15 protein-coding genes are annotated in these 16,765 nt (G+C 64.1%); 10 read left to right on the top strand and 5 right to left on the bottom strand.

Annotated elements, in window-relative coordinates; genetic code table 11:
• Positions 1–111 precede the first annotated feature (111 nt).
• From ACB039_RS15665 to tldD, 8 genes are all read left to right on the top strand, one after another.
• A complete protein-coding gene (locus tag ACB039_RS15665; protein ID WP_005308111.1) occupies positions 112–1,152 on the top strand; it encodes a rod shape-determining protein in 1,041 nt (346 codons plus the stop codon).
• Positions 1,153–1,193: 41 nt separating this feature from the next.
• Positions 1,194–2,102: a rod shape-determining protein MreC gene (mreC, locus tag ACB039_RS15670; RefSeq protein WP_042648847.1), complete on the top strand. Its 909-nt coding sequence runs from the start codon at positions 1,194–1,196 to the stop codon at positions 2,100–2,102.
• Positions 2,102–2,587, top strand: coding sequence for a rod shape-determining protein MreD (gene mreD / locus ACB039_RS15675; protein ID WP_005328018.1), 486 nt, complete (start codon positions 2,102–2,104; stop codon positions 2,585–2,587). Before mreC ends, mreD begins: the two co-directional genes overlap by 1 nt.
• A gap of 51 nt (positions 2,588–2,638) precedes the next feature.
• Entirely contained in the window at positions 2,639–3,226 is a 588-nt protein-coding gene (locus ACB039_RS15680) for a nucleoside triphosphate pyrophosphatase (protein WP_371165997.1), read from the top strand.
• A gap of 79 nt (positions 3,227–3,305) precedes the next feature.
• Positions 3,306–4,775, top strand: coding sequence for a ribonuclease G (gene rng / locus ACB039_RS15685; RefSeq protein WP_371165998.1), 1,470 nt, complete (start codon positions 3,306–3,308; stop codon positions 4,773–4,775).
• Positions 4,776–8,678, top strand: coding sequence for a YhdP family protein (locus tag ACB039_RS15690; RefSeq protein ID WP_371165999.1), 3,903 nt, complete (start codon positions 4,776–4,778; stop codon positions 8,676–8,678).
• Between the two features lie 121 nt (positions 8,679–8,799).
• On the top strand, positions 8,800–9,606 hold the full coding sequence (locus tag ACB039_RS15695) for a carbon-nitrogen hydrolase family protein (RefSeq protein WP_371166000.1): 807 nt from the start codon (positions 8,800–8,802) through the stop codon (positions 9,604–9,606).
• A 113-nt stretch (positions 9,607–9,719) separates the two neighbouring features.
• Positions 9,720–11,168 (top strand): metalloprotease TldD, encoded by a 1,449-nt coding sequence (gene tldD / locus ACB039_RS15700; protein ID WP_162519299.1) that lies wholly within the window; start codon positions 9,720–9,722, stop codon positions 11,166–11,168.
• Positions 11,169–11,302: 134 nt separating this feature from the next.
• Here the strand turns inward: tldD and ACB039_RS15705 are convergent, their stop codons facing one another.
• The 3 genes from ACB039_RS15705 to ACB039_RS15715 form a co-directional block, all read right to left on the bottom strand.
• Positions 11,303–11,506 (bottom strand): hypothetical protein, encoded by a 204-nt coding sequence (locus tag ACB039_RS15705; protein WP_041206780.1) that lies wholly within the window; start codon positions 11,504–11,506, stop codon positions 11,303–11,305.
• Positions 11,507–11,666: 160 nt separating this feature from the next.
• On the bottom strand, positions 11,667–12,383 hold the full coding sequence (locus ACB039_RS15710) for a MarC family NAAT transporter (RefSeq protein ID WP_161507621.1): 717 nt from the start codon (positions 12,381–12,383) through the stop codon (positions 11,667–11,669).
• A gap of 131 nt (positions 12,384–12,514) precedes the next feature.
• On the bottom strand, positions 12,515–13,831 hold the full coding sequence (locus tag ACB039_RS15715) for an MFS transporter (RefSeq protein ID WP_371166001.1): 1,317 nt from the start codon (positions 13,829–13,831) through the stop codon (positions 12,515–12,517).
• 154 nt (positions 13,832–13,985) lie between these two features.
• On the opposite strand from ACB039_RS15715, the gene ACB039_RS15720 reads away from it, so the two are divergent.
• Entirely contained in the window at positions 13,986–14,663 is a 678-nt protein-coding gene (locus ACB039_RS15720; protein WP_371166002.1) for an ATP-binding protein, read from the top strand.
• A 79-nt stretch (positions 14,664–14,742) separates the two neighbouring features.
• Here ACB039_RS15720 and ACB039_RS15725 read toward each other — a convergent pair whose 3' ends face one another.
• Complete coding sequence (locus ACB039_RS15725) at positions 14,743–15,597, bottom strand: neutral zinc metallopeptidase (RefSeq protein WP_371166003.1); 855 nt, start codon at positions 15,595–15,597, stop codon at positions 14,743–14,745.
• A 74-nt stretch (positions 15,598–15,671) separates the two neighbouring features.
• Entirely contained in the window at positions 15,672–15,935 is a 264-nt protein-coding gene (locus tag ACB039_RS15730) for a hypothetical protein (protein WP_005331711.1), read from the bottom strand.
• 220 nt (positions 15,936–16,155) lie between these two features.
• On the opposite strand from ACB039_RS15730, the gene ACB039_RS15735 reads away from it, so the two are divergent.
• Positions 16,156–16,677 carry a GNAT family N-acetyltransferase gene (locus tag ACB039_RS15735; protein WP_041206779.1) on the top strand — a complete coding sequence of 174 codons (522 nt, stop codon included), beginning with the start codon at positions 16,156–16,158 and terminating at the stop codon, positions 16,675–16,677.
• The last annotated feature ends 88 nt before the right edge of the window (positions 16,678–16,765 follow it).

Genomic DNA, 16,765 nt, shown 5'->3' on the forward strand with positions numbered 1-16,765 from the left:
TTTGTCGCGCTTGATTGACTGGCGACAGTTTGAGCGCTTGCCCATTGGGGTGGGCATTGGTAAAGTTAGCCGGTTTTCTGCACCTCCAAATTCTTAGGATTTCCCGTAGCCATGTTCAAAAAGCTCAGAGGCGTCTTTTCCAACGATCTGTCGATCGATTTGGGAACTGCCAACACCCTGATCTACGTAAAAGATCAAGGGATCGTCCTTAACGAACCCTCAGTTGTCGCCATTCGCCAAGAGCGCGGGAACGCCAAATCGGTCGCTGCCGTCGGTCATGCCGCCAAGCAGATGCTGGGTCGTACCCCAGGCAACATCTCCGCCATTCGTCCGATGAAAGACGGCGTGATCGCCGATTTCTACGTGACCGAGAAGATGCTGCAGCACTTCATCAAGCAGGTTCACGACAACAACTATTTCCGCCCCAGCCCCCGTGTGCTGGTGTGCGTGCCGTGCGGCTCCACCCAGGTCGAGCGCCGTGCCATCAAGGAATCCGCGCTGGGCGCCGGTGCCCGCGAGGTCTACCTGATCGATGAACCCATGGCCGCCGCCATCGGTGCCGGCCTGCCGGTCTCCGAAGCGACCGGTTCCATGGTGGTGGACATCGGTGGTGGTACCACAGAAGTGGCCATCATCTCCCTGAACGGGGTGGTCTACTCCCAGTCCGTGCGTATCGGTGGCGACAAGTTTGATGAAGCCATCATCAGCTACGTGCGCCGCAACTACGGCAGCCTGATCGGGGAAGCCACCGCCGAGCGCATCAAGCACGAGATCGGCTCCGCCTACCCGGGCGAAGAGGTGCGCGAGATCGAAGTCCGTGGTCGTAACCTGGCCGAAGGGGTTCCGCGCAGCTTCACCCTGAACTCCAACGAGATCCTGGAAGCGCTGCAAGAGCCGCTGTCCGGCATCGTCTCTGCCGTCATGGTCGCCCTGGAGCAGTCCCCGCCCGAGCTGGCGTCCGACATCTCCGAGCGCGGCATGGTGCTGACCGGTGGTGGTGCCCTGCTCAAAGACATCGACCGTCTGCTGATGGAAGAGACCGGCATCCCGGTCGTCGTGGCTGAAGATCCCCTCACCTGTGTCGCCCGTGGCGGTGGCAAGGCGCTGGAACTGATCGATATGCACGGTGGCGATCTGTTCCACTACGAATAAGACCCAAAGCCGGCCGAGCGCCGGCTCTTTTTTGACGACTCATGAAACCCATCTTTGGTAGAGGCCCTTCGCTTCAGTTACGGTTGTTTCTCGCCGTCATCATCTCTGTCGCTGCCATCGTCGCGGATTCCCGCTTCGGTGTGTTCACGCACGTCCGCGTCTATCTGAGTTCGCTGGTCAGCCCGCTGCAATACATCGCCAATGCGCCCGGCACCCTGCTCGACACCATGTCGACTCAGGTGCAGACCCGATCCAGCCTGATCGAGCAGACCAAGCAGCAGGAGCAGCAACTGCTCACCCTGCGCTCCCGCCTGCTCAAGCTGGATCAGCTGGAGCATGAGAATCAGCGTCTGCGCGAGCTGCTCGGTTCGCCTGTGCACAAGGAGTCCCGCAAGATGGTGGCCGAGCTGCTGTCGGTGGATTCCGACCCCTTCAGCCATCAGGTGCTGATCAACAAGGGGGCGCTGGATGGCGTCTATAACGGCCAGCCGGTGATCAACGATCAGGGGGTGGTCGGCCAGGTGCTGCACGTGGGCTCCACCACCAGCCGCGTCCTGCTCATCACCGACTCCAGCCACGGCATCCCGGTGCGGGTGCTGCGCAACGATCTGCGCGCCATCGCCTCCGGCAGCGGCGAGCTGGACAAGCTGGAGCTGCGCAACCTGCCGCGCAACACCGACGTCCAGGTTGGCGATCTGCTGGTCACCTCAGGCCTCGGCGGCCGCTTCCCGGAAGGCTATCCGGTGGCGACCGTGACTCGATCCGACTATGTGGAGGGCAAGCCCTTCGCCCAGATCGAGGCCAAGCCGCTGGTGGCGCTGGACAGGTTGCGTTACCTGCTGCTGCTGTGGACCGACAAGAAGCCGGAAGTGCATGACGATGATGCCCTGGCGCCTGCCGCGACGCCCTCTGCGGCGACGGCTACCTCGGCGGCGGAGGCGACGCGCTGATGCTGCAACCCGCCAGCGGCAGGATCTGGATCTGGATCTCGATCCTGCTGGCCCTGTGTCTCTCGATCCTGCCGCTTCCCTTTCAATTCGAACCCTTCCGGCCGGACTGGCTCGCCATGGTCCTCATCTATTGGGCGCTGGCGCTGCCGCATCGGGCCAACGTCGGTACCGCCTGGGTGGCTGGCCTGCTGCTGGACGTGCTGCTCGGCAGCACGCTCGGCGTGAGGGCCATGGCCATGGCCATCACCACCTATCTGGCGGCCTTCCAGTTCCAGAAGATCCGCAACTTCTCCCTCTGGCAGCAGGCGTTGATCATCGGTCTGCTCTCCCTGGTGGGCAAGATCACCGTGTTCTGGGCCGAGCACCTGTTCAGCCGTGCCAGTCTCAATCTGGCCTATTTTTGGTCGACGTTGACGACGATGTTAATATGGCCCTGGATTTTTATGGTCTTGCGCAAGGTACGCCGTCGCTTCAATATCAAGTGAACATGAGCAAAAACAACGGATTGTAACTGCGTCTCGCCTCATTGAGTGAATATGAACAAGCACAACGAACTGCAACTCTATCTCGCCTCGGGCTCACCCCGCCGGCATGAACTGCTGACCCAGCTGGGCTACCGCTTCGAGGTGCTCAGGCTGGATGTGCCCGAGCAGCGCGGCGAGGGCGAAAAGCCCCAGGATTACGTCTGCCGGCTGGCCCGTGACAAGGCGATGGCCGGTGTGGCCGCGGCCCCGACCGCATTGCCGGTGCTGGGCGCCGACACCATAGTGGTGCTGGGCGACAGGGTGCTGGAGAAACCCTCCGACCTGCTCGATGCCAAGGACATGCTGGAAGCGCTCTCCGGCAAGGTCCATCAGGTAATGACCGCGGTGGCACTGGCTACCCCGGATCGCTGCGACGTGCGGTTGGTGACCACCAACGTGGCATTCCGCAAGCTGGACGAGGCCGAGATCGAGGCCTACTGGCGCACAGGTGAACCCTGTGACAAGGCCGGTGCCTATGCCATCCAGGGAATAGCCGGCAAGTTCGTCAGCCGCATCGAGGGGAGCTACAGCGCCGTGGTCGGCCTGCCCCTGCTGGAGACGGATCTGTTGATCAAGCAGCACCTCGAGCAGACTCGGTAATCCCCTCGTCAGCAGTTCGCTGCTGAGTTACCCGTTGTTCGTCGTGCCAGAATTCAAAACTAGAAAGGCAAGGTAACTTATGTCAGTAGAACTGCTGGTGAACGTCACCCCCTCAGAGACCCGGGTCGCCCTGGTCGAGAACGGGCTGCTGCAGGAAGTGCATGTAGAACGTCAGGCCAAGCGCGGCATCGTGGGCAACATCTACAAGGGCAAGATCAGCCGGGTGTTGCCCGGCATGCAGGCCGCCTTCGTCGACATCGGCATGGACAAGGCCGCTTTCCTGCACGCCTCCGACATAGTGCCCCACACCGAGTGCGTGGCGATCAAGGAGAAGGAGCAGTTCCAGGCGGGCAACATCGCCGAGCTGGTGCGCCAGGGTCAGGACATCATGGTGCAGGTGGTGAAAGACCCGATCGGCACCAAGGGCGCCCGCCTCACCACCGACATCACCTTGCCGTCCCGCTATCTGGTCTTCATGCCGGGCAGTGCCCACGTCGGCGTCTCCCAGCGCATCGAGTCCGAAGCGGAGCGCGAGCGCCTCAAGCGCACCGTGGCGGGCTATGTGGACGAGCTGGGTGGCTACATCATCCGTACCGCTGCCGAAGGGGTGGGAGAGCAGGAGCTGGAGCAGGACGCCGCCTTCTTGAAGCGCCTGTGGCGCAAGATCCTGGAGCGCAAGCAGAAGTACCCGCCCTGCAAGATCCTCTACGAGGATCCCAGCCTGGCCTTCCGGGTAGTGCGCGACTTCGTCGGTGCCGAGCTCGACAAGATCCGCGTCGATTCCCGCCAGAGCTTCGAGCTGCTTTCGCACTTCACCGGCGAGTATGTGCCCGAGCTGGCCAGCAAGCTGGAGTACTACTCCGGCGAGTCGCCCATCTTCGATCTCTACGATGTGGAGAACGAGATCCAGCGTGCCCTTGAGCGCAAGGTGGAGCTGAAGTCCGGCGGCTACCTCATCATCGACCAGACCGAAGCCATGACCACGGTGGACATCAACACAGGTGCCTTCGTGGGCCATCGCAACCTGGAAGAGACCATCTTCAACACCAACGTCGAGGCCACCGCCGCCATCGCTCGCCACCTGCGGCTGCGCAACCTGGGCGGCATCATCATCATCGACTTCATCGACATGCAGTCCGAGGATCACCGCCGTCGGGTGCTGCACAGCCTGGAGCTGGCGCTGGCGAAAGACAGGGCCAAGACCAACGTCAACGGCTTCTCCCAGCTCGGCCTGGTGGAGATGACCCGCAAGCGCACCCGGGAGAGCCTGGAACACGTGCTCTGCTCCGAGTGCCCCGAATGCAAGGGGCGCGGCCGGGTCAAGACGGTGGAGTCGGTCTGTTTCGAGATCCTGCGGGAGATCATCCGGGTCAACCGTGCCTACGACGCGGATCAGTTCACCGTCTATGCGGCGCCTTCGGTGGCCGATTACCTGCGAGGGGAGGAGTCTCACAGTCTGGCGGAGCTGGAAGTCTTCATCGGCAAGCAGGTCAGGGTGGTGACGGAGCCGCTCTGTGGGCAGGAACAATTCGATGTGGTGATGATGTAATTGATCTATCGCTGGCTGAGTCGGGGCTGGTTGGCCCTCGGAGTCCTCTTCGTGCTGCTGGCCATCCTGGTCAGCGTGGTACGGCTTGGCGGTCCCCTGCTCAACCAGCACCGGCAGGCCGTGATAGCGACCCTGCTGGGGGACAACCAGCTGGAGGTGAGCGTCGAGCACGTCGGGTTGAGCTGGACCCGGCGCGGCCCGGCTCTCGAGCTGCAAGAGCTCGCCATCGCCCCCGATTCGGGGCGTTTTTCCCTGCGCCTCGGCAAGGTGTGGGCCCACCTCGACTTCTGGCGCTCCCTCAACGACTGGAAGCCGGTGTTCGGCCAGTTGTTGCTGAGCGACGGCGACATCGCGCTGGATCTGGCACAGCCGGCGGCACCGGAAAATGACAAGAATCCCAGCCAGCAGGCGGCCCTGCTGCGCTTCCTGCTGACCCAGCTTTCCACCTTCGACATTCACGACAGCCGCCTGAGCATCACCACGGCGCTGGGGGAGGTGCGTGCCCTCAACATCGCCCAGTTGCGTTGGCAGAATCGCGGCAAGCGCCATCAGGGGGTGGGCAAGGCCTACCTGATCAACGGGGTGGGCGAGAGCACCCTGGATCTCATCATCGACGTGGATGCCCCCCAAGTGCGCCTCGACAAGCTCAAGGGCCAGCTCTACCTGGGTGCCAGCGAGCTGGACATCAGTCCCATGCTGGCGCGGATCCACGCCGGCGAACCCAGGGTGACCGGCCAGCTCGACTTCCAGCTGTGGAGCGAGTTCGAGGGGGGAAGGCTCGGCAACTCCCTGCTGGCCTTTGGCAACAACCACCTGATCTGGAAGGACGAGGTCAAGGGTGAGCCGCACCGGCTCGACCTGCGAGGCGGCAAGATCCAGCTGCGGCGCGACGGTGAGGAGTGGCAGCTCGCCAGCCACGACGTGACCTTCAAGCTCGACGGGGCGACCTGGCTGCAGAGCCGGTTGCAGCTAGAGCGGGTCGGCTCCCGCATCCAGGGCTATGTGCCCACCATCGATCTCGACCAGATGGCCAACCTGAGCCAGCTGGTGTCCGGCCTCTATCCCGAACTGACCAAGACCCTCAAACATACCCAGCCCAAGGGCAAGTTGCAGGAGCTGGTGCTGCAGGCCGATGGCGACTGGCAGGGGCTCTCCCTGAGCGGGCAGCTCAGGGGCTTCGAGACCAAGGCCTGGCACGATGTGCCCGGCCTGCAGAAACTGGACGGCGACTTCTGGCTAACCCCGGCCGGGGGCAGCGCCCGCCTGACTCTGGGCAAGGGCAAGGTGGATCCTGCCCGTCACTTCAAGGTGCCGATCCCGGTGGACAGCCTCTTGGCGCGCCTCGACTGGTGGCGCGAGACGCAAGGCTGGGTGCTCTACGGCCAGGACATTGCGCTGGATAACGAGGATTTGCGCCTCGCCAGTCGTTTCCGCCTCGAGCTGTTCGAACATCCCTTCCTCGCCCTGACCGGCCGCATCGATGTGAAGAATGCGGCCCATGCGGATCGCTATTATCCGCTGGCTGTGATGAGCGACGGTCTGGTGGACTACCTGAGCGGTGCCATCAAGGGGGGCAAGGCCAAGGGGGCTGACCTGCTCTGGTATGGCGAGTTCCGGGACTTCCCTTACGACAACGGCAAGGGGGTCTTCCAGGTCGCCGTACCGCTGGAGCAGGCCACCTACGAGTTCTTCCCCGGTTGGCAGCCACTCACCGACCTGCAGATCGATCTCTTGTTCCAGAACGCGGGTCTGGAGATGCGCAGCAGCGCCACTCGCCTCGGTAAGGCCAGATCCGACGCTGTGCATGCCTGGATCCCGGATCTCTCCCCCGGGGCGCACCTCTATGTGGATGCCAGGGTCCAGGGGGAGGGGCAGGCCATCAGCGGTTACCTGCAGGATTCTCCCCTCGCGGGCTCGGTGGGTCAGGCGCTGCGGGAGATCGAGATCCGTGGTCCCATGGAGGGCACGGTCAAGCTCGACATACCGCTGGATGGCAAGGGCGAGGTCAAGGCCAGCGGGGAGGCGAGCTTCCATGACAACAGTGTCAGGATCGCCACCCTGGATCTGCCCCTGGAGAAGGTGCAGGGACGGCTCGAATACGACAACGAGCACACGCACTTCAGCAACCTCAAGGCCAGCCTGTGGAACCAGCCGCTGACCCTGGATTACCGGGGCAAACAGTTGCCCCACGGCTATCAGGCGGATCTCAAGTTCAAGGGACTCTGGGACAGCCGCCGCCAGCGCCAGGACATTCCCGCCCTCGAAATGCTCAAGGGTCGCAGCAACTGGACGGGGACCCTGGGGCTGACCCTGCCCGAGAACAATGCCTTCAGCTTCCAGCTGGCGCTGGACTCCAACCTGCAGGGGATGGGGCTGGATCTGCCGGTGCCGCTGACCAAGGCGCCCGAGAGCCGGCTCCCCCTCAAGGTCACGGCACGGGGCCGCGACGGCAGTGCCGACATTCGCGCCGTGCTGGGGGCCGATGTGGATATGCAGAGCCGTCTGGTGTACGGCGAGGGGGCTCCCTACCTCAGCCGGGTGCGGGTCAACGTCGGCCAGCCCGGGGCCCGGGTGCTGCAAGACAAGCCCATGCTGCTCGCCATCAATCAGCCCCAGGCCGACGTGGCCGGCTGGCTGGCGCGGCTCACGCGCTGGTTGCCGGGCAAGGGGACGCAGAGCAGCGGCAACGCGGTGGTCGGCCCTGCCTTCCTGCCCCAGGAGTGGGGGGTCGATGGTCTGCTCGCCCGGGCCGATATCGGCAGCGCCAACCTCAAGGCGGTGCACTTCACCGTGGGGCCGGTGAACCTGGCCACCGAGGTGATGATCGACAGCCCCGAGGTGATGGGGGTAGTGCGCATTCCCGTGACGGACAGTCAGCCCATCGACGCCAAGTTCGCTCGTATTCACTGGTCAGGCAAGGGATCCGATCTCAGCCCCGAGCCCGATGCCCGTCAGGACAAGGCCATCATGGATGCCATCCCCTGGCTCACCTTCAGCTGCGTGGATTGTCGCTTCGGGGAGTTGCCCCTCGGGGAGCTGAAAGGCGAACTGGTACCCGGCGCCAACCGGCTCGATCTCAAGGGGCTGGAGATGCGGCTGGCCGGCAGCACCCTGAGCGGGAGCGCCGAGTGGCTGGCGCAGCCCGGCCAGATGCAGACCCGGGTCCGTGCCCACCTCAGCACCCAGAACAGCGAACTGCTGCTCAAGCGACTCGGCTTCACCTCGCCCATCGGCGACGCGCCGGGCAAGCTGGCGCTGGATCTGAGCTGGCGTGACGTGCCCTACCGGCTGGACTTGCCGACCCTGGCAGGCAGTGCCGATCACCAGCTTGAGGGGGGCACCCTGCGGGAGGTCAACGACAAGGGGGCACGCCTGCTCTCCCTGCTGAGCCTCGACTCCCTGATGCGCAAGCTGCGCCTCGATTTTCGCGATGTGTTCGACAAGGGATTCTATTTCGAATCCATGTCGGCCTCCGCCAAGATCAAGCAGGGGGTGGTGGAGAACAACGACTTCTACATGAAGGGGGCCGCCGGCAACCTGCGTGGCGAGGGTGTCGCCGATCTGGTGCGCTGGCGCCTCGATTACGATCTGAGCTTCTCGCCGAACCTGGGGGGCACCCTGCCGGTGGTGGCGGCTTTCTCCCTGACCCCGATCACCGGGCTCTATGTGCTGGCGCTCTCCAAGCTGCTGGAGCCTGTGGTGGATGTGGTGACTCGCATCGATTTCCGGGTCTCGGGCCCGCTGGACGACCCCAAGCTGATCGAGGCGGGCCGGGATCGCGCCCGTATCAAGCTCAACCAGCAGCAGAAACAGGCGGTGGATGCGGTGGCGCCGAATCTGCCCACCGAGGAGGTCACCCCCTTCCTGCTGACCCCCAAACACGGCGGGCCTGCCCAGCGCTGAGGAGCGGCATCGCGGTGCCAAAACCCTTTCGTCCCGGGCCCGAACCCCTCATAGTGCTGGGATTCCCCCGCAAGCCGAGGATGCAGAGTCAGGCGGCTTGCTCAATCACAAGGAGCGTGTCATGTGGTTAGCCGCAATACAGCTGATATCAGGCCGTCACTGGCAGGATAACCGGGCACAGATCGCCGCCGAGCTGGCGGCCCTGCCCAAGGAGCGCCCCTTGCTGGTGCTGCTGCCTGAAAACTTCGCCCTGTTCGGCGAGCGCCAGGGCTATCTGGATGGCGCAGAGGCCCTGGGTGAGGGCCCTATCCAGACCCAGCTGACCGCCTGGGCGCGGGAGCACGGGATCTGGCTGGTGGCCGGTGCCATGCCCACCACCATCGCCGGTTCCGACCATATCCACACCAGCTCGCTGGTGTTCGATCCCGAGGGGGCGCTCAGGGGCCATTACCACAAGATCCACCTGTTCGACGTGGACGTGGCGGACAACCACGGCCGCTACCGGGAGTCCGAGACCTTCAGCCCCGGCCAGGAGTGCGTGGTGCTGGATTCCCCCTTTGGTCCCCTCGGCCTCTCTATCTGTTATGATCTGCGCTTCCCCGAGCTCTATCGCCGGCTGGCCCGGGCCGGTGCCCGCGTGCTGCTGGTGCCTGCCGCCTTCACCGCAGTGACCGGCGAGGCGCACTGGGAGCCGCTGCTGCGGGCCCGCGCCATCGAGAACCAGTGCTATGTGGTGGCCGCCAATCAGGGCGGGACCCACGAGACGGGGCGCCAGACCTGGGGCCACAGCATGGTGATCGATCCCTGGGGTCGGGTGCTGGCCTGTCAACGCACGGGGCGCGCCACCGTGCTGGCGAAGATGGAGCCCGGGCTGGTCGACGAATTGAAACGCACCATGCCGGTGCTGCAACATGCCCGGCTGTTGTGATGCCGTGGTATTGATTGGCGCCGGGGGCCATGAGCTCCGCTGATTGCACCCGACGAACCCACACCGGATGAATTAACCGTTACGACTTCTCACAGCGAGAGTGGAGAGAAAGATTGAGTCTATTGAGCCAGGTTAGTGCCTCATTGTTGGCCCCGAACGATCTCGACGAAGGGCGGCTGCAGCAGCTGCTCGGCAGCCTGATGAGCCATCAGGTGGAGTTCGGCGACCTCTATTTCCAGCGCAGCTGGCACGAGTCCTGGATGCTGGAGGACGGCATCGTCAAGGACGGTAGCTACAACATCGATCAGGGTGTGGGTGTGCGCGCCGTCAGCGGCGAGAAGACCGGCTTCGCCTACTCGGACGAGCTGAGCCTGCTGGCCCTGCAACAGTCGGTGACCGCCGCCCGCGGTATCGCCGCCGCCGGCGCCCAGGGCAAGGTGAAGGCCTGGGCCAGAACCGAAGCGAACCTGCTCTATCCGGCCATGGATCCGCTGCAGACCCTCGACAAGCAGCAGAAGATCGCCCTGCTCGAGCAGATGGACAAGTTCGCTCGCAGCCTGGATCCCGCCATCAATCAGGTGATGGCCTCCATCAGTGGCGTTTATGAAGAGATCCTGGTGGCCGCCACCGATGGCACCCTGGCCGCCGATGTGCGCCCTCTGGTGCGCCTCTCGGTGACCGTCATCGCCGAGAAGGGGGATCGCCGGGAGCGCGGCAGCGCCGGCGGCGGTGGCCGCTTCGGCTACGACTATTTCCTCGAGCTGGACGGGCTCGAGAGCCGGGCGTTTGGCTATGTGCGCGAAGCGGTGCGCCAGGCCCTGGTGAACCTGGAGGCCATAGACGCGCCGGCCGGCACCATGCCGGTGGTGCTGGGTGCAGGCTGGCCCGGCGTGCTGCTGCACGAGGCGGTGGGTCACGGCCTGGAGGGGGACTTCAACCGCAAGGGATCGTCCGCCTTCGCCGGTCGCATCGGCGAGCAGGTCGCCTCCAAACATTGCACCATAGTCGATGACGGCACCCTGGTGGGTCGGCGCGGCTCCGTCTCCATCGACGACGAGGGGACGCCTGGGGGCTACAACGTGCTGATCGAGAACGGCATCCTCAAGGGCTACCTGCAGGACAAGCAGAACGCCCGCCTGATGGGCGTGCCGCTCACCGGCAACGGCCGCCGCGAATCCTACGCCGCCCTGCCGATGCCGCGCATGACCAACACCTACATGCTGGCGGGTCAGCACGATCCGGCGGAGATCATCGCCTCGGTGAAGAAGGGCATCTACGCCCCCAACTTCGGCGGCGGTCAGGTGGACATCACCTCCGGCAAGTTCGTCTTCTCCGCCTCCGAGGCCTACCTCATCGAGGATGGCAGGATCACTGCCCCCATCAAGGGTGCCACGCTCATCGGCAACGGCCCCGAGGCCATGAGTCAGGTCTCCATGGTGGGTAGCGATCTCGCGCTGGATCGCGGGGTGGGTGTCTGCGGCAAGGAGGGGCAGAGCGTGCCGGTCGGCGTCGGTCAGCCCACTCTCAAGCTGGATCAGCTCACCGTGGGCGGTACTTCCTAGGTTGGCTTGGCCGCGCAGCGGCATGACCCTACGCAATCAAACCCCGGCCCACCGCCGGGGTTTTGTTTTCTTTGGGGCGCACCAATAAAAAACCCCGGTCAGTGGACCGGGGCGGGTGAGGGGGTTGATGGGGATCAGTTGACCGATATGGCACGGGCATCGATATAGAATCGCGCGTGGCCTTGCGGATCTATCCTGATCTGGGCGACCAGCCGATCGCTTCGCTTGTATTCCCATCTGCTCTTGATCCGGGTCAGGGCTGGGCTGGCGGCCCCGACTACGTTCAGATATTCATGAAACAGGCTGTAGCTTCCAATCTCGGTCAGCATCTCTTCCATTTGCATGTCTCCTCAAGTGATTGGGTCTGCATCGGTCACGTTAGCCGTGGCCCTCTGAACCCTGCCTGTACAAAAAACAGACTAACCCATCCGTGCATGGACAACATGATCAGGCGCAACTTCGGTGACGATTCCCGAGCCGAGATGACACCGTTTTCAGTCAGGGCTGGTGCGGGGCCGGCAGGTGATCGAGGGCGGCGGAGGGGTGTGACTGCGCAGGGGCCGTCTGCACCGTAGTTGCGCCGTGGAACACGGGATCCTGCGCCACCTCCTTGATGCCGTTGATGCAGAACTGCATGCCCATGCACACCAGCAGGAAGCCCATGATGCGGGTCATGGCGTCGATGCCGGTGGCACCGAGGATCTTGCAGACCGGATCCGCCAGCTTGAGCACGCCCCAGCTGAGCAGGCTCATCAGGGCGAAGGCGGTCACCATGGCGGCATAGATGACGAAACGGTTGTACTCGTCGGGCAGCTCGGCAATCTGGGCTGCGCCGCTGATCACCAGGGCCATGGTGCCCGGCCCGCACATGCTGGGCATGGTGAGCGGCACGAAGGCGATGCTCTGGTTGATGTCGACCCCGGCGGCCTGGCTGGGGGCCGGGAACAGCATGCGAAAACCGATGAAGGCGATGATGAGGCCACCGGCCAGCCGCAGACCGGGAATGGAGATCCCGAACAGATCCAGGATGGAGGATCCGATGAAGAAGCTGACGCAGAGGGTGGCGAACAGATAGATGGCGGCCAGATTGATCTGACGGCGTATGTGCTCACGGGACATGCCCTTGCTCAATCCCAGCAGCAGGGTGGCCGTGGTGGGGGGATTGACCATGGGAAGCAGCGCGAGCAAGGCGATGAATACGACCTGGAAAAACATCTTGCACCTCGGGGTGGTTGGCAAACAACAGGGCCAGACGCGGGTCTGGCCTTAAGGGGGGGCAACTCTACGGGAGCCCGGCTGAATATAGCCGGAACAAGCGGGCCCCGACAGTCCGGGGTCCGTATTGATCAGGCGGTTTGTGGCGTGACCTGACGCCGAGTGCGCTGGCGCAGCCAGAGCCAGAGGCCCAGTACGAAGCCGAGACCGGCCAGACTGACCACATAGTGGGAGGGTGCCAGCACGTCGTTCTTCATCCAGAGGGTGACCAGCATGGGAGTGAGCCCGCCGAAGATGGCGTAGGCCACGTTGTAGGAGAACGACAGCCCGGAGAAGCGCACCACGGGCGGGAAGGCGTTGACCATGACATAGGGCACGGCGCCGACGATCCCCACCGCAAAGCCCGCCAGCATGTAGAGCGGTATCAGCTGATCCATGCCCGCCGCCAGGCTGTGGTAGAAGGCATAGGTGGCACCGGCCAGCAGCAGGGAACCCAGGACGAAGGTGGGGCCGCTGCCGAGGCTGTCTATCAGTCGACCGTAGAAGATGCAGCCCAGGGTGAGCGCGACGATGGCCAGGGAGTTGGCGGTCAGGGCATCGGCGGGGCTGATGCCATGCACCTTCTGCAGATAGGTCGGGGTCATCAGGATCACCACGACGATGCCGGCGGAGAGCAGCCAGGTCAGCAGCATGGAGACGATGACGCTGCCCTTGTGTTCACGGAGCACCGTCTTGAGGGGCAGCTCCTCGGCCAGGGCCTTGTTCGCCTGCATCTCGGCGAAGACCGGGGTCTCGTGCAGCCAGCGGCGCAGGTACATGGCGACGATGCCGAACACACCGCCGAGCACGAAGGCCAGACGCCAGCCCCACTCGCTCACCTCGATCGGGCTCATGCCGCGGTTGATGGCGGTGGCCACCAGGGAGCCGAGCAGTATGCCGGCCGTCAGCCCTGCCGTGAGGGTGCCGCAGGCGACGCCGACCCGGCGGGCGGGTACGTGTTCGGCCACGAAGACCCAGGCCCCCGGGACTTCGCCCCCGATGGCTGCCCCTTGCAGGATCCGCAGCAGCAACAGCAACAGCGGGGCGGCGATGCCGAGGGTGGCATAGGTGGGCAGCAGGCCGATCAGCAGGGTCGGCAGCGCCATCAGGATGATGCTGAGGGTGAACATCCGCTTACGGCCGATGAGATCGCCGAAGTGGGCCATGATGATGCCGCCCAGCGGGCGGGCCAGGTAACCGGCGGCGAAGATGCCGAAGGTCTGGAACTGGCGCAGCCACTCGGGAATGTCCGCCGGGAAGAACAGCTCGCCTATCACCACGGCGAAGAAGACGAAGATGATGAAGTCGTAGAATTCGAGGGCGCCGCCCAGAGCCGCCAGGCTCAGGGTCTTGTAATCCTGTCGGTTGAGGGGGCGATTGTGGTCATAATGTGTGCTGACTGTGGTCATATCCTTATGTTTCCCATCGTTTTTTTAGTTATTCTCCCCCACGTTCTGCGGGGATACGCTCACCCACGAGGGTATGCTTTTGTGTCCCTCGATGTAAATCGCACAATTCGCAACACTGTCTTGCAGCACCTTGCGACAAGGGATTGGAGAGATCATGACGAAGAAAAAGGTACTGCTCTCCTGGAGCAGCGGAAAAGACAGCGCCTGGGCCCTGCATCGCTTGCGCCAGGATCCGGCGATCGAGGTGGTGGGGCTCTTCACCACCCTGAATCAGGCGTTCGAGCGGGTGGCCATGCACGGGGTGCGCAAGCAGTTGCTGACGGAGCAGGCTGCGTGCGTGGGGCTGCCACTGCACTGCATCGATCTGCCCTGGCCCTGCAGCAACGAAGAGTATGGCCGGATCATGACCAGCTTCATCGCCGAGGTGCTGGCCATAGGGATCCGCCACATGGCATTCGGGGATCTCTTCCTCGAAGATGTGCGCGCCTATAGAGAGAAACAGCTGGCGGGCACCGGCATAGCACCCCTGTTCCCGCTCTGGGGTAGCGACACGAGCGAGCTGGCGCAGGAGATGATGGCCGCCGGCTTGAGGGCCAGGATCAGCACGCTCGACCCCAAGAAGCTGGATATGAGCCTGGGGGGGCACGAGTTCGACGAGGTGTTGCTGGCGGCGCTGCCGGACGGGGTGGATCCGTGCGGTGAGAACGGCGAGTTCCACACCCTGGCCTTTGATGGCCCCATGTTCCTACGGCCCCTGGCGATCCGGGTGGGGGAGACAGTGGTGCGGGATGGCTTCGTCTTTACCGATCTGCTGCCGGATGAGGCCCCCTGACGGCGGCAGGCTCATCTCCCGTTTGCTGGATGCGACAAGGCCGGATCCCTGGGGATCCGGCCTTGTCGTCTGGTCCGGCTCAGCGGGCGGCGAAGGTGTCGCAGCTGGCGGGCTTGCCGCTGTCAAAGCCCCGCTTGAACCAGGCGAGGCGCTGGGCCGAGCTGCCGTGGGTGAAGCTGTCGGGCACCACCCGGCCCTGACCCCTCTGCTGCAGGCGGTCGTCACCTATGGCCTGGGCGGCGTTGAGGGCCTCTTCCAGATCGCCGTGCTCCAGCACCTGCTCCTTCTCCATATGGTGACCCCAGACCCCGGCGAAACAGTCGGCCTGCAATTCGAGTTTGACCGACAGCTTGTTCTGCGCGGCCTGGCTCAGCCCCTGTTGTTGCTGGCGCACCTTGGTCGAGATGCCGAGCAGGTACTGCACGTGGTGGCCCACCTCGTGGGCGACCACATAGCCCTGGGCGAAGTCGCCATCGGCCCCGAGCTTGTCGCGCATGTCCTGATAGAAGGAGAGATCGATGTAGACTGTGCTGTCTGCGGGGCAATAGAAGGGACCCATGACCGACTGGCCCTGACCGCAGCCGGTCTGGGTGGCTCCGCGATAGAGCACCAGCCTGGGGGGCTGATACTGGTTGCCGCTTCGGGAGAAGATCTCGCCCCAGGTGTCTTCGGTGGAGGCGAGCATCACAGAGGTGAATCTGGCCAGGGGATCGCTGGCCAGCTGAGACACATTCTGGCGCGGCGTCTGGCTCTGCTGGGCCGGCTCGTCGAGCAATGGGCTCAAGTCCACGCCGTAGTAACCCGCCACCATGACCACGACAATCAGGATGAGGCGGCCCTTGCCGCCGAGGGGCAGGCCGCCGCCCCCGCTGCCACTGCCCTGTTGGCGCCTGTCTTCCACGTTGCTGCTCTCACGGCGATCTTGCCAGCGCATAGCCCCATACTCCCGTCATTGGTGGTGGCAGTAATGATAATGTCTGCTGGCGCGGCCCGCCTGATGAGGGGGCGTTATTCGGCCCAGGGCATCTCGGGCAGGCAGTCGAGGAACTCGGCGTAGCGGGTCAGGTTGAAGGGGCCCTGTTCGGCCTCCATGGCCATCAGCTCGGCACCGAGGGCGCAGGCGATGTATTGCAGCGCCTCGTCCCGCGGGGTGCCCTTCATCACCAGTCGCATCAGGGTGGCTTTCACCTGCAGGGGATGGCCGTCGGCGAGCTGGTTGTCCACCATCTCCAGCAGCGTCTGTTCGTCAAAGAATTCGGTGGTGTCCGTCATGGGGGATCTCCTGTTTGTTGTACTGTGGATTGGGATAGGGCGGGCAGTATAGCCGGAACCGCCGTGCGACTCATGTGGCAGGGACTAAATGTCGGCTGCCGGGGGCTGTGGTCGCCGGTTTGCGGTCCATGACGGCCTCCTTTTGGCCGGGGATCTTGCCAAGCGCCGGCCGTGGGGGCAGTCTTGATGGCTGTTGTTCTCATCACACGAGCCCTTAGCCATGATCTTCTCCGAGCGCCTCATCCTGCGCGAGCTCAATACCGACGATGCCCCCTTCATTCTCGAACTGCTCAACGACCCCGATTTCCATCGCTACATCGGCGATCGCGGGATCCGCACCCTGGACGACGCCGAAAACTACATTCAGCAGGGGCCGGCGGTCAGCTATGCCCAGCACGGGCACGGTCTCTATCTGGTGATGCGACGGGAAGACGAGGCCAAGTTGGGCATCTGCGGGCTCATCAAGCGCGACACCCTGCCGTGCGAAGACATCGGCTACGCCTTCCTGCCCGCCTGGCGTGGTCAGGGCTATGGCATAGAGGCGGCGCAGGCGGCGATCAAGGATGGGCGGGAGCGGCTTGGCATCGAGCGGGTCATCGCCATCGTCACCCCGGGCAACGAGCGATCTGTGGCGCTGCTGGGCAAGCTGGGTCTGGTGCGCAGCCGTCTGGTCAGGCTGAGCGAGGATGCCGACGAGTGTCTGTTGCTGGAAGCGGCCGATACCCAGGCCTGTACTGTCTGAGGGATGGCAGGGCCGTCAATCAGAAGAGGGGATCATAAGGTTGAAGGCGAGGGAGACAAGGGGGCCGCCGTGAGTTGCGGCCTGTCTG

This window comes from Aeromonas sp. S2(2024), from assembly GCF_041402505.1.
Classification (GTDB): domain Bacteria; phylum Pseudomonadota; class Gammaproteobacteria; order Enterobacterales; family Aeromonadaceae; genus Aeromonas; species Aeromonas media.

Bases quoted from the DNA above. Each gene is read 5' to 3' on its own strand.
- ACB039_RS15665 (WP_005308111.1), top strand. From the start codon at position 112: ATGTTCAAAAAGCTCAGAGGCGTCTTTTCCAACGATCTGTCGATCGAT.
- mreC (WP_042648847.1), top strand. From the start codon at position 1,194: ATGAAACCCATCTTTGGTAGAGGCCCTTCGCTTCAGTTACGGTTGTTT.
- mreD (WP_005328018.1), top strand. From the start codon at position 2,102: ATGCTGCAACCCGCCAGCGGCAGGATCTGGATCTGGATCTCGATCCTG.
- ACB039_RS15680 (WP_371165997.1), top strand. From the start codon at position 2,639: ATGAACAAGCACAACGAACTGCAACTCTATCTCGCCTCGGGCTCACCC.
- rng (WP_371165998.1), top strand. From the start codon at position 3,306: ATGTCAGTAGAACTGCTGGTGAACGTCACCCCCTCAGAGACCCGGGTC.
- ACB039_RS15695 (WP_371166000.1), top strand. From the start codon at position 8,800: ATGTGGTTAGCCGCAATACAGCTGATATCAGGCCGTCACTGGCAGGAT.
- ACB039_RS15705 (WP_041206780.1), bottom strand. From the start codon at position 11,506: ATGGAAGAGATGCTGACCGAGATTGGAAGCTACAGCCTGTTTCATGAA.
- ACB039_RS15710 (WP_161507621.1), bottom strand. From the start codon at position 12,383: ATGTTTTTCCAGGTCGTATTCATCGCCTTGCTCGCGCTGCTTCCCATG.
- ACB039_RS15715 (WP_371166001.1), bottom strand. From the start codon at position 13,831: ATGACCACAGTCAGCACACATTATGACCACAATCGCCCCCTCAACCGA.
- ACB039_RS15720 (WP_371166002.1), top strand. From the start codon at position 13,986: ATGACGAAGAAAAAGGTACTGCTCTCCTGGAGCAGCGGAAAAGACAGC.
- ACB039_RS15725 (WP_371166003.1), bottom strand. From the start codon at position 15,597: ATGCGCTGGCAAGATCGCCGTGAGAGCAGCAACGTGGAAGACAGGCGC.
- ACB039_RS15730 (WP_005331711.1), bottom strand. From the start codon at position 15,935: ATGACGGACACCACCGAATTCTTTGACGAACAGACGCTGCTGGAGATG.
- ACB039_RS15735 (WP_041206779.1), top strand. From the start codon at position 16,156: ATGATCTTCTCCGAGCGCCTCATCCTGCGCGAGCTCAATACCGACGAT.